General features: G+C 40.2%; 11 protein-coding genes. 3 read left to right on the top strand and 8 right to left on the bottom strand.

All coding sequences use genetic code 11. From position 1 onward, the window contains the following. The first annotated feature begins 85 nt into the window (after positions 1–85). Complete coding sequence (locus H4J61_RS15910; protein ID WP_182186179.1) at positions 86–793, top strand: pirin-like bicupin family protein; 708 nt, start codon at positions 86–88, stop codon at positions 791–793. A 168-nt stretch (positions 794–961) separates the two neighbouring features. Here the strand turns inward: H4J61_RS15910 and H4J61_RS15905 are convergent, their stop codons facing one another. After that, complete coding sequence (locus tag H4J61_RS15905) at positions 962–3,934, bottom strand: EAL domain-containing protein (protein WP_182186176.1); 2,973 nt, start codon at positions 3,932–3,934, stop codon at positions 962–964. Between the two features lie 339 nt (positions 3,935–4,273). Here H4J61_RS15905 and H4J61_RS15900 point away from each other — a divergent pair, with 339 nt between their 5' ends. Next, a complete protein-coding gene (locus tag H4J61_RS15900; protein ID WP_182186174.1) occupies positions 4,274–4,891 on the top strand; it encodes an HAD family hydrolase in 618 nt (205 codons plus the stop codon). A gap of 74 nt (positions 4,892–4,965) precedes the next feature. Beyond that, positions 4,966–5,577: a CIA30 family protein gene (locus H4J61_RS15895; RefSeq protein WP_259363395.1), complete on the top strand. Its 612-nt coding sequence runs from the start codon at positions 4,966–4,968 to the stop codon at positions 5,575–5,577. 387 nt (positions 5,578–5,964) lie between these two features. On the opposite strand, the gene H4J61_RS15890 is transcribed toward H4J61_RS15895, so the two are convergent. The 7 genes from H4J61_RS15890 to H4J61_RS15860 form a co-directional block, all read right to left on the bottom strand. Beyond that, a complete protein-coding gene (locus tag H4J61_RS15890; protein ID WP_182186171.1) occupies positions 5,965–6,711 on the bottom strand; it encodes an SDR family NAD(P)-dependent oxidoreductase in 747 nt (248 codons plus the stop codon). Then, positions 6,674–7,099 (bottom strand): thiol-disulfide oxidoreductase DCC family protein, encoded by a 426-nt coding sequence (locus tag H4J61_RS15885; RefSeq protein ID WP_182186169.1) that lies wholly within the window; start codon positions 7,097–7,099, stop codon positions 6,674–6,676. Before H4J61_RS15885 ends, H4J61_RS15890 begins: the two co-directional genes overlap by 38 nt. A gap of 131 nt (positions 7,100–7,230) precedes the next feature. Continuing rightward, positions 7,231–7,890 carry a flavin reductase family protein gene (locus H4J61_RS15880; RefSeq protein WP_182186166.1) on the bottom strand — a complete coding sequence of 220 codons (660 nt, stop codon included), beginning with the start codon at positions 7,888–7,890 and terminating at the stop codon, positions 7,231–7,233. 233 nt (positions 7,891–8,123) lie between these two features. Continuing rightward, on the bottom strand, positions 8,124–9,881 hold the full coding sequence (locus tag H4J61_RS15875; protein ID WP_182186164.1) for an alpha-amylase family glycosyl hydrolase: 1,758 nt from the start codon (positions 9,879–9,881) through the stop codon (positions 8,124–8,126). 15 nt (positions 9,882–9,896) lie between these two features. Further along, positions 9,897–11,123 (bottom strand): glycosyl transferase, encoded by a 1,227-nt coding sequence (locus H4J61_RS15870; protein ID WP_182186161.1) that lies wholly within the window; start codon positions 11,121–11,123, stop codon positions 9,897–9,899. Positions 11,124–11,136: 13 nt separating this feature from the next. Next, positions 11,137–11,979, bottom strand: coding sequence for a mannosyl-3-phosphoglycerate phosphatase (locus H4J61_RS15865; RefSeq protein WP_182186158.1), 843 nt, complete (start codon positions 11,977–11,979; stop codon positions 11,137–11,139). After that, positions 11,976–12,857: a kinase gene (locus tag H4J61_RS15860; protein ID WP_182186156.1), complete on the bottom strand. Its 882-nt coding sequence runs from the start codon at positions 12,855–12,857 to the stop codon at positions 11,976–11,978. Before H4J61_RS15860 ends, H4J61_RS15865 begins: the two co-directional genes overlap by 4 nt. Positions 12,858–13,026: the final 169 nt, after the last annotated feature.

Below are 13,026 nucleotides of genomic sequence, written 5' to 3'. Positions count from 1 at the left end.
ATTAAATACCGCTTTATAGCGCTAAAAATTTATTACCAACGCCATGAGTTATAAAGTTTCATTCAATGAGTGCGGAGGCAAGACCATGATCAAACATTATCCCTATAAAAGCTTAGGCAAAGCTAACTACGGCTGGCTGAAATCTAACCATCATTTTAGTTTTGCTAATTACTATAATCCAACACGTATGGGCTTTGGAAAACTACGCGTAGTCAATGACGACTGGGTAGAAGCCGGTATGGGCTTTCCTTCGCATCCACACCGTAATATGGAAATTATTAGTTTTATTCGCTCAGGTGCTATTACTCATCAAGACAGCACAGGTAATAAAAGCATAACTAAAGCAGGTGAAGTACAAGTGATGAGTGCAGGTACGGGCATTGTGCATTCAGAGTATAACCGTACGAATAAACCGTTAACTTTCTATCAAATTTGGCTTGAAAGCAATAAAGATAACGTAGCACCGCGCTGGGAAAGTAAAAAATTTCCTAGCGAGTATGGCTCAGCACTGACGTTGTTAGTCTCAGGTTATCCAGAAGATAAAAGTAAGGCATTGTTTATTAACCAAGAAACGAGAATCTATGGTGGAAAATTAACTAAAGGAAGCGTTATTGAACATAAAATCAGCCATCAAGCTTATATTTTAGCCTCTGATGGTATGTTTAAAGTAGAAGACAGCTTAAAAACGGTAACCATGAACAAGGGCGATGGGCTGGAAGTTACCCGATCCAATGCCATTTTACTCAGAGCTGCTACCGACTGTGAAGTGATTATTATCGATACTATCGCTTAGTTTTTCCTACATATAAAGTAGACCAGCTAATTAATGAAACGGCTATAATCATTAAAAAACAAGGTGTTCACTAGAATGTAAAGCCTAACTATTGCCACAAATAATTCACATGTAAAGGTGTTAATTGGACAATAGCCAGTGCTAACCGTAATAATTAAAGGATATTTTTTAGGACAGCCAAGCGCTATCAGGCTGCCAACTGTCCAGCCATGTTAGCACTGCACTGGCGGGCATTGGCCTTGCAATGCCGTAACCTTGTGCAAATTTACAACCCAGTTGTAATAATTCAGTGCCATGTTCAACCGTTTCTACCCCTTCTGCGATCACCTCAAGCTGGAAGGCTTTCGCCAAGCTAACAACGCCCTTCACAATGGCTAAGTCATCGGGGTCAGTGAGCATGTCGCGAATAAAACTCTGATCTATTTTGATCTGGCTAGCGGGTAGGCGCCTGAGATAAGTTAGCGAGGAATACCCAGTACCAAAATCATCTAGGGCAAACTGCACACCCAGGCTAATACAAGATTTCATGGTCGCTATAATATAGTTGATGTCATTTAATGCGCTGGTTTCCAATACCTCTAGTTCCAATAAATGCGGTGACACATCAGGGTGTGCAGCCAATAATGTCGCCAGGCGTTCAACAAAATCAGTTTGTTGGAGCTGATAAGCACTGATATTGACGCTAATGGGGAATGTAACTCCGATACTTTGCCACTGGCTTATTTGGCTCAGCGCGGTATCAATAACCCATTCACCTATATCTAGACTAATAGCGTGGTTTTCTATTAGCGGTAAAAAATCTAGTGGTGGTACTAAACCACGGATAGGGTGTTGCCAGCGGATCAAGGCTTCTACACCCACTACTTCACCCGTAGACATATTCACTTTCGGTTGATAATACAAAACGAACTCACTTTTATCGAGTGCTGCACTGATATTGTTAATGTTTTCTTGTTCAAGGTTAACGGCGTTATCGAGGGCGCTATCAAACAAGTGATAACAATTTTTACCCGATTTTTTCGCCATGTACATGGCTTGGTCGGCATGACGGATAAGTATTTCTGCATCGGATTCATCTTGAGGGTATTGAGTAACACCTATGCTAGCCGATACATTTAACACCAGATCATCAACTATTACTGGCGCTGAAACCACCAGCAGTAAACGCTCTAATATCTTGTTAAACTCTTCAGTTTTCGTTAAATCGGTTAATACCAAGACAAACTCATCACCACCAATACGAGCAAGTGTATCGCCCTCACGTAACGCCTCTTTCATGCGTAGTGAGATAATAATTAATAGTTCATCACCGACATGATGGCCATGGGCATCATTAACCGTTTTTAAATCATCTAAATCTATAAATGCTACAGCGAGGGAATTATGCTGGCGATTGCTTTGTAATATCGCTTGGTTCAGGCGCTGAGTGAGTAATGTGCGATTGGGCAAATCAGTTAAGTCGTCGTAATGAGCCATGCGCTGTAGTTGACTTTGATGGGTTTTGTTAAGTTCTGTAATGTCAGAATAGAGTGCAACATAATGGCTGATTTCGCCAGCCGCATTTTTCACTGCACTTAGGGTCAGGTTTTCTGGGTATACTTCACCATTTTTACGACGATTCCAAATGGTGCCAACCCAATAGCCTTTGGAGTTAACCGCTTGCCACATCAAAGCATAGAACTCAGCTGACTGACTGTCTGATTGAAAGAAGCGTAGGTTTTCACCGACCGCCTCTTGATGTGAGTAACCGGTAACTTCAGTGAAGGTGTTGTTAACTTTGATGATGCTCGCACTCGCATCAGTGATGATAATGCCTTCACGGGTGTGAGAAAATACAATAGCGGCAAGGGCTAGCTCAGCTGCGCGTTTATCTTTCTCTTCGTTGGCAAGTTTAAGCTTTTTTTCACTTTTTTTATGTTCAGTAATATCGGTACGAATTGAAGTATAGCCACTAAGCTTTTCGTCGACATACAAGGGGATAATGGTGGTATTAACCCAATACTCTTGTCCATCTTTGGCAAGATTACAGATGTCATCATTCCAGGAGCCGTCTTTAGATATAATTAAATACATTTCACGCCAATAGTCTTTCGGTTGCTGCTTAGAATTAAGCAGGCGATGATTGGCTCCAATGAGTTCCTCTTGACTATAACCACTGACCGTACAAAATTTGGTATTGGCATAGTTAATCGTGCCTTTAACATCAGTAATCGACACTAGCGAATGCTCATCCATGGCTGCTTTTTGTGCTAGAAGTGCAGCCTGAGCAGCTTTGACCGCCTGAGTGTCTTGTTCTGTTTGTGCTTTAGAACGGTGATCAAGTTCATGTAAAATTTCTGTTTTAACTAGCACTTCTGCGTTTAAGCGCTTAACTAGTTGTATGTACCTTAGTACGTGCGGAATGAGCATAGTGAGCAGTAATAGCACTAAAATCACCACAGTGACAATTAAGGCTAATGTGGTTGGAGGGACTGCATCGATGACTTGGTCTGTAGTTTGCGGAATAAAGTGCACGGCTGTCATCGCGCTATAGTGCATACTTGAAGATGCCAAGCCCATAACCACAGCACTCACTAGATGTTTTTTAGTTATAAATTGATACTGGCTTTGATTAATAGCGGCATACTGTATCTTTAGTGCCACCATAGCCAATATCACCGCTATCAAGATAGACAAATAAACTAAGGTCATATCATGAACCATTACGGCTTGTAATCTCATGGCGCCCATGGCTATGTAATGCATAAGGCCAATACTTGGACCTAACAACAACCCACCGATTAATAATCGATAATAGCTAAATGTTTTTAGTGTCATCAACCACATAACAATACTAGAGGCAAACATTACCGGTAGAATAGACACCATAGTTGTGGCTAGGTCATAGCTAACCGGTATTGGAAATGTTAACGATACCATGGCAATAAAATGCATTGCCCAAATACCGACACTCATCATTAAAGCACCGAATAAATTCCATAATATTTTTTGACTTTGTTGGGAAGCAGACATACTTCGTTCAACTATGCCAAAGGCACTGAATGAGGCTAACATGGCAATTAGCATGGAGAGAACGACTAATTTGAGATCATAAGTGGTCGTGAGCGCTGCAACAGTTATACCGTTATAGTCGTGATTCATTGATATTAAACCCTAAGCATAGTGTGAATATTTAGCAGAATTTTTTTCTGTAATATACAGGGTCTACATGGCATTTGATACAGTTGTGAATACTTTTGATACGGTATATAAGTTAGCTAAAAGACTGTTAAATATTTTTTATTAAACGAGCGTTTATTAATTTCATCGGTTGAGTTGCTGGCCTAAAGCGGGAACAGTTTGATCTTAATTTCATTTTGTTGCGTATTTAGCTCTAGTTAAATAGATATTCGTTAGCTAGAGCTAAAAGTTAATTAGAGCTAAAAGTTAATTCACTGTTCTGATGAATGGTTCTATAAGAAAAATAGGAGTGATTGAACATTGTTAGCAGAGAAATTGTTAGGCGTTATATTTGATTTAGATAATACTTTAGTTTCTTCATCTTTAAATTTTGAAGAAATAAGAGCGTCTTTAGGTTGCGCAAAAGATATCGACTTATTAGATTTTGTTGATGCTTTGCCCACAGAGCAGCAGATTCATGCCAATAACTCGTTAGTTGAATTTGAAGTTAGTGACGCGCTTAATGCGAAAAAACTGCTCGGTACTGACCAACTTATAGCGCTATTGTCTGAATTAGAGATACCTTGTGCCATTGTTACGCGAAACTGTCGTCAAGCGGCTTTGATAAAAATGCAAAATAATAACATTGCTATTACCCTGCTATTAACTAGGGCCGATCACAAGGCTAAACCTGCTCCTGATGCTTTATTGCATTTAGCACAATTATGGCAAGCACCTGCTGAAAATTTATTATATGTTGGTGACTATTTATACGATCTACAAGCCGCACAAAATGCTAATACTATGTCATGTCTGGTTACCCATGGCGAAACGCCTGATTATGCCAACTTAGCGAATATTGTAGTGAACGAACTGACCGAGTTAAGTGAGGTTATTAGGCAAATTTTTATTCGTGAGGCTGCTGGTGTCTCGGGCTAAAGTTCATCACTCAACAGTCACTAGTCACCGTTCACCAGTTAACATTCACCAGTCAAGAATAGGAGCGCAAGCCAATGCGAGTTACTGTTTACGCACTTTTATTATCTACTGTTCTTGCTGGTTATAGCCTTGCTAGCACTGAGCTTAAAATACAAGCTAAGCAAGATAAACAGCTTACTGCTATGGCCAAAAAAGAGTCTGTCCTTATGATTAATTTTACTGAGCAACAAAGCCTTGATAGTTGGCGCATTACTAATGACGGTGTCATGGGAGGCAAATCTCAAGGTCAGATTTCATTACAAGCAAACAAAGCAATATTTTCAGGTGATATATCACTAGCAAATAACGGTGGGTTCAGCTCAGTATTTCGCCCAATAGAGCCTTTAGCTAAAGCACTTGAAACCGTAACAATAGATATTGAAGGTGATGGACTGACTTATCAATTAAGATTGATGGTTAACCTTGACGGTTATCGTATGGCTTATAAACAGAGTTTTGATACGGTGGCAGGCCAACAAACACAACTAAGTTTTACACTGGCTGACTTTCAAGCATCATTTCGAGGCCGTGAAATACCCAATGCGCCGGTACTAACATCTGAAAATATTCGTGAAGTGGGTTTTTTAGTGACTAGCAAAGTTGCTGGCCCATTCTCTTTAGTTATTACTAGTGTTTCTTTTAAATAAACTAGCTTATGGCTATAGTCTTGGCTTAAAGTTGTTTTCTGTTCAATTCTATCATCAGGTGTAGCTAGGTATTGATACACTGAACTTTACCCGCTAACGTTCAGTTTACAGTGTATTTTGGCTAAACTGCTAGGGGTGTGAATACCATAGTTTGAGCGCTTCGAAAAAATTAGATCAATCAAACTATAAATAAAACTATAACTAATGGCTTTATAAACAACGGCCGATTAATTATTTATTAATGACTTAATCAAACTTTCCTGTTGATTTTTAACAAAGAAAGCGGGTTAGAAACCTTATAGTAGCAGTAACGAGTGTTCATCTCATTAAGCACAATGCCTAGCCGTAATGCTATTGACTAGGCATTGTTCAAGCCTTTACTCAAGACTACCAGTTGATAGATTCTCCCTGCCAATCGAGATAGCTTGCTGTTTGGTCTAACGCCGTGTTCTCAACAATGTCTAGTAGCTGTTTAGCGACAAATTCTGGGGTGAAAAGCTTATTAGCCGGAACATTTTTTTGAAACGGCTTTGATAATGGCGTATCAGTAGTACCCGGATGAAAAGCGATTAGCTTGATGTTTTTTGCTCGACGGGCTAACTCTATTGATGCGGTTTTAACTATCATGTTTAATGCCGCTTTCGACGCCCGATAACTATACCAACCCCCTAAACGATTCTCACTAATACTGCCTACTCGGGCACTAAAGAGCACGAATTTGCAGGGTGACTTCCCGGTCAATAAAGGGGTTAATTTTTGTATCCACAACATTGGTGTTAAGGAATTTGCGGTCATAATTTCAATAAAGGCTTGTCCATCAAAGTCTTCTAAACGTTTTTCTGGACGAATATGATCATTATGCAGTATGCCATTACAGACAAATACTCGCGTTATTGGCGTATCTTTATGCTGGGCTAATTCTGCGACCGCTTGGTCGATTGATTCTGCTTGATAGTCTTTAAGACTAATTTTTGTCACATTAGCGCCTATCAAGTCACTAGCAACAGGATTAGGCTGTGCTAGGTCTCGACTAATCAGTATTAAGCCAGTGTTTTCTGAAGCTTGTATTTGCGCAGCAATGGCTTGGCCAATATCGCTATTTGCGCCGATGATCAGTGTTTGTTCGGTTATCATGACAAGTTCCTGAATTACAGTGAGTGGTTTTAATATTAAACAATTTGGCGAGCAGTGCTGAAATTGGATGACGATATTTAGCTAAGCCTAAATAGACCCAGTGGCTGACAGTTTTAATGACTGGCCAATTAAGTGGTGCAACCCAAAAACCTTTGCCAACTAAAGTCCATGCTCGGTGTGTAACGGCTAGGCCCAATAATACTTGGCCGTTGTAATGGCCATGCAATATTTTCATTGCGCCATCAAAACTGACGCTAGGGTGGAGCGTAGCAAAATTGTCTTGGTGGATATCGACCAAAGTTATTAAATCGTTTTGATCATGTTTTTTTAGCTGAGCCATTTCTGTGGCACATAATGGGCAGTTACCATCATAAAATATTGTTAACATTAAATTAGCCCTAAAAGTTACTATATACGGCAGTTAAGCCTTGGAAAAATCTCAAAAAATTAAGCGGGTATAGCGAGGTGATTTTTACTTTACCCTTAATGCGCTCAACGTCAGATTAATGCTTAGCTCGATTACTTTTTTGCTTGGCCATCGACTGAAAGTTTTTGCTGCGATTCATCAGGTTTTGCATAACTTACACGCGATAACCGTTTACTGGTGTGATAGCTGTCGAGCCCAGAAACCATGACGGTATTTAATGATTCAATATCAATATAACCGTCACTTTTTATCGCGGCTTGTTCACAGAGAATATCAGTTATTTCGCCGATCACTAATACGGTATTATTAAGTTGTATTGGCACTATTTCTTTTAGCGTTAAGGCATATTTAAGTCGACTTTCTTGCACAAATGGCGCATTAACTGCGTCGATAAAATGTGGCGTTAATCCAGTTTGTTTAAATTCACACTCATCATTGCCGTAGCGCGCAGAGGTTTGATGAGCTGCTTGCCAAAAGCTTTCATTGACTTGGTTAATCGTAAATTGTTTGGTTTGCTGAATATTGCGTAACGTGTGTCGGTCAACACTGTCGGGGCGTGAAATAAAACCCACTAAAGCCGGTGAAGCACCCAGGTGAAATACCGAGCTAAACATAGCCAAGTTATTGATATTTTGCTCGTCGCGGGTGCCAATAAGATTAGCACTTTTAAAACCAGATAAGCTGTTGATAACCTGAGCTCTATAGCGAGGTTCCATATTAACCAGTTCGTGGTGATTGATAATATATTGCATTTAAGTGCTGTCACATAAGTTGACTTGTATAGCCAGTATACGTAATTAGTTGGGTTTGCGATCACTTAACGTACTTAAACTTATCGATTTTTGTTGGTTAATAGCTAGGTTTATTTGTGGTTATAAGCTTTATTTGCCTGTAAAAAAGCTATTAACAGTATCGCGCTATAGCACACCGCCACAGCAAATAACCATCATAAAACAGAGCCATACCTGCTGGCAAAAATGGCGCGTTATATACGCTCTGCTTTGTTAGCTATCCATACGGTTTGATAAGGAGATAATATGATCTCTTGGCTTAACTCGGTAATATTTTCCCCCGTGATTAATTCTACCCAAGCTTGGGTAACGATCAAATTAAGTTCGCTTAGCGGCAAGGCGATAGCTTGGTCTGAGACGTTACTGACACAAAATATACTTTGTTTTCTGTTTTGGCTTTGTCGCCAAAAACCAAATAATTGTAAGCCTAAATGTAAAGTAAATTGGGTGGCGTTGGGATGAAATGCGGGTTGTTTAATACGAATATTTAACAATTTTTTTAAGCCTGAAAGCACTTTTTCGTGATGCAAACTACTATCAGCCAATGCGGCCTCTAGGGCCTCTTCATGCCAACAATGGCGATTGATTGAGCGGTTATTATGCGTGTTGGCAAATTTTTTATAGTCGTTTTGCGTTCCTAGCATGCTGTGAATATAAATCCCGGGTATACCTTCAAGGGCAAACATGACGGCATGTGCACAAATAAAACGTTCAAAGTTCCAGTGGTCTTTACCTGCAACCGTACCTTGTAGCGCATCATAAAGGGCAATATTCATTTCATAAGCTTTTTGCTCGCCAGTGTTTGAGGTTCGCCATGAAATTTTACCGCCAAAGCTCTCAACAGTATGAATTAAACTATCAAGCTCAGTGTCACTTAATAATCCTTCTGCTGGACGCAGACCAATGCCGTCATGTGAGGCAATAAAGTTGAAATACAGGGTACCGTCTTGTGAAGGTGGCATGCTCATTAGCCAGCGTTTTAAATATAAACAATTACCGGTCAGTAAAGTGTTTATGAGTAAGGGTGGCAATGAAAAGTTATAGATACCGTGTGCTTCATTAGCGTTACCAAAGTAGGTAAGGTTTTGGGTGTTAGGAATATTGGTTTCAGTAATGATAATCGCTTGCGGGTCTGCAGATTCAATTAAGGTGCGTAATAAGCGCACAATTTCATGAGTTTGAGGTAGGTTGATACTATCGCGGCCAACAATTTTCCAGATAAAGGCAATGGCATCAAACCTAAATATTTTCACCCCGCTATCAAGATATTGTCGAATAATTGCAGCAAATGCTTTTAATACTTCGGGGTTACGAAAATCAAAATCGACTTGGTCGTGACTAAAGGTACACCAGACAAATTTTTGCCCTTTGCCGGTGATCACTTCTTTTAGTAAGGGTGATGTCCGTGGTCTTACCACAGCAGACAAATCATCGTCTAACTGCGCGGTAAAGAAAAAATCATGTCCGGTTCCTTCGCCTTTGATGAAGTTATCAAACCAAGCACTGCGACTTGAGCAATGATTAATCACCAGATCTGACATCAGTTGATAAGCTTGACTTATTTCAGTGATATCTTGCCATGTTCCCAGTGACTCATTAACCGAGGAGTAGTCAATAACCGAAAAACCATCGTCAGAGCTATACGGAAAAAATGGCAATATATGTACACTGTTGATGGTGTTTTTTAGATGATTATCTAAAAATACTTTTAAAGTGTGTAACGGTGGCTGAGCTGTTTTTATGATGCTATCACCATAGGTAATTAAGACAATGTCTGCTTCTGACCAATGATTGCTAAAAGGTGTTGGCGCCAGTACTTCGCTTGGTAAGCGCATAATATCAATCAGCGCATCGGCAATATCATCCGTTGCTTGCTCAAGTGCTACCTCGTGATAAATAGTTGAAAGCTGTTGAATTAACTTGTTTTTTAACGGTTCAATTGGTGCGGGCATTGGCGACATCTTCCTTTATGTTTGATTAAATTCTGCGTTGTCTAACTCTACGGCGGTTTTTAATTGAGATAAAATATCGGGAATAGCACTCACCACACGGTTCCAAGAGGGAATAAAAGGCGTTTCCATTGGGTTTTCTAAGAAAGTGTTGCCTGCAGTTAAAATATTTTGCGCGAACATTTCTACTGCTTTTTCTTCATTATGAATATCAAGTTCCAATCCATTCATCATCGCGTCATTGCGATAGGTTTCAACATAATCTAAAGCAATGCGATAGTAAGTTGCTTTTAAGGTTCTAAACTTTTCAGCGCTGAAGGTTTCACCTTGAGTGGCAAGTTTACGAATGAAAGCTTTGCTGATATCAATCGACATTTTTGATAGACCACCCGCGGTATTATCTAACGATAAGTCTTGATGCTTATGATCATAAGTGGCGGCAATATCCACTTGGCATAAACGGTTTGGTGAATAGTTTCGATACATTTCAGATAATACGCCAATTTCTAACCCCCAATCACTTGGAATACGAATGTCATTTAATACATCGCGTCGAAAGGAGAATTCACCCGCTAAGGGATACAAAAAACTGTCCATATATTCGAGGTAGTCGCAATGGCCAACCGTTTTTTTCAGCGCTTTGATCAAAGGGGTGACCAACAAGCGAGAAACCCGGCCATTTATTTTTCCGTCAGCAACACGGGCATAAAACCCCTTGGCAAATTCATAGTTAAATAATGGGTTGGCCACGGGATACAGCAGTCGGTCGAGTAACTCTGTTTCATAAGTGAGAATGTCACAGTCATGAAGGGCGATGGACTCGGCTTTACCTGAGGATAAAATATAGCCCATGCAATACCAAACATTGCGGCCTTTGCCGAGCTCTTTTGGTGCTAAACCTAAGGCCTGTAATTTTGCATCTATTGCTTGTAATCTGGGGCCATCATTCCATAACACTCGATGGTGTTGAGGTAGCTGAGAAAAAAATGACAACGCGTGTTGGTATTGCGCTAAATCGGCTCGGTCTAAGCCGATAACAATTTCAGATAGATACTTTACCTTTTTTATTTTATGAATAATATCGGGTAAAGCTTTACCCTCTAACTCGGAAAACAGTGAGGGTAAAATGAGCCCTAATGAACGTTTTTTTGAAAACGCTAGTAACTCAGCGGCCATATTTTCTGGCTCGCGCTGGGCCAAGTTATGTAATGTTGTTACCGTACCATTTTGATAGAAGTCAGCCATGATTTACCTCAGATTAAGTTGCTTGTGAACCTAGTTGTTTTGCTAAGAGTTGTTGAATCGCTTCGGCCCAGCCTTCGGGGCCATATAATTGGCTTTGACTGGTTTTGTATTGTCGATACAGCGGCGGAAAATCGTGCACCGGTGAGCGTATTTGCACGGCAATATCTGCGGCTTCTAACATGGGTGTGTCGTTTTCACCGTCGCCTAGGGCAATGGTGTAAACCGTGTGGCGGCTAAAATATTCGCGATATTGTTGGGTTAACCAAATAAGCGCTTGGCCTTTATCACAGTAACCACCAACATGAATAAAGCGTCCTCCTTGAACAACGCTGGCGCCTAATGCCACTAAATGTTCGATAAAGGCTTTTTTTGTGCTGTTATCACCTATCCATTGCACGGGTTCACTATAGTGTCGCTGTTTTGCCCGCTCAGCTTGCGCTAAATCTAAGCCCGTTATTTTGCCCACGGCGGCGGCTGAGAGGGTTGAAAATCCGTGGAAATATGGCTGAAATTTTTCACTGTGCTCGTTCAGTAACTTTAGCCAATATTGTCTTGGTAAACAGAATGATTTTACCCAATAGTTACCGATGAGTTCAGTCTCTGCCGGTTGGGTAATAAAGGTATTAATAGGGATGTAAACGGCAGCGCCATTTTCGATAATAAAAGGCGTATCAAGCTTGAGTTCAGCGCGAATAATGTCTAATTCAGCCAGTGTTTTACTGCTATTTAAAATCACCGGAATCTTGGCTTTACTTAACTGTTGCAGTGTTTGACTTGCCGGCGTTGACTGATAGCTATAATGGTCAAGCAACGTGCCGTCGAGGTCACTGAAAATAATGGTTTTTGTCGCACTCATAGCTCTTCCACAAAGGGCGTTTTTGAAATATTTCTCGCGTAATCTAAGTAAAAAATAGCATCAGCAGACTGTGAAATGCTCAGGCATGCTTGCACACTCAATCGTTGAAAATATTGTGTGAAATTTAAGATACCAGCAGATTTCATTATTTTTGAATTCGGTAAACCCATATTCTTGTCTTGCAATTTTTGCTCTTGCTCTAAGCGCCATTGGTAAACACAGTCGAATGACGGTGCTTGCAGTGCCAACCAGAAGTTCATTGTTTTATATAAAGGTTGGTAGTTATTTTTAAGTTGTTGATTAACATAATGGCGCCATTCACCCTTGCTGTCATGCTTGAGTTCAAGTTCATTAACCGGGGCTTTTAATTGCTCGTCAGTTTGTGGCTTTACGCCCCAACACCAGCCTTCTAGTAAAATAATGTCTGCTGGCTTGTTAACTATTGGCCACTGTTCTTCAGGATATGGTTCGTCAGTGGCTTTATTAAACCTTGGGATAGCAAAGCCTGTTTGCTGGGCTTTTAACTTTGTTAAGGTACTTGCTAACATTGTCATGTCGTGCGTGCCAGGCACACCACGAGTTGCTAATAACGGGTGAATGTCATTAGCAAGCTGCTGGCGTTTTTCACCGGTGAAATAGAAGTCATCTAACGACATCACTACAATGCTTAATTGATAGGTGGTGGCTAAATATTCAGCGATAAAATCAGTCAGTGTTGATTTACCGCTGCCTTGACAGCCATTAATACCGACAAAATAAGCGCCATTATTTTTCTTAAACTGACTGAATATTTGCTCGGCGAGCGGTTGGTAGTGCTCTTGTGCTGTTAGTCTAAATTTTTCCGGCAGTTTGTGCTGTTTAATAAAAGTTGAGAGCATAATTTTTACTTTAGCTAAATAGTAATATAATTATACTTACAACTCTTATGCCATTATTTTAGTCACTAAATTTAGGCTGTAATCTATTGTAAAATAATGATTATTTTATTTTTTGTGATGAAGGTCACAAAATGACAACGCGGCGTGAAGGGCAGTAAATGAACAATTT

The organism is Colwellia sp. MB3u-4 (assembly GCF_014077065.1).
Lineage (GTDB): Bacteria > Pseudomonadota > Gammaproteobacteria > Enterobacterales > Alteromonadaceae > Cognaticolwellia.
Note: the sequence above shows the minus strand (reverse complement) of the source record. Positions and strands in the feature narration are given on the sequence as shown.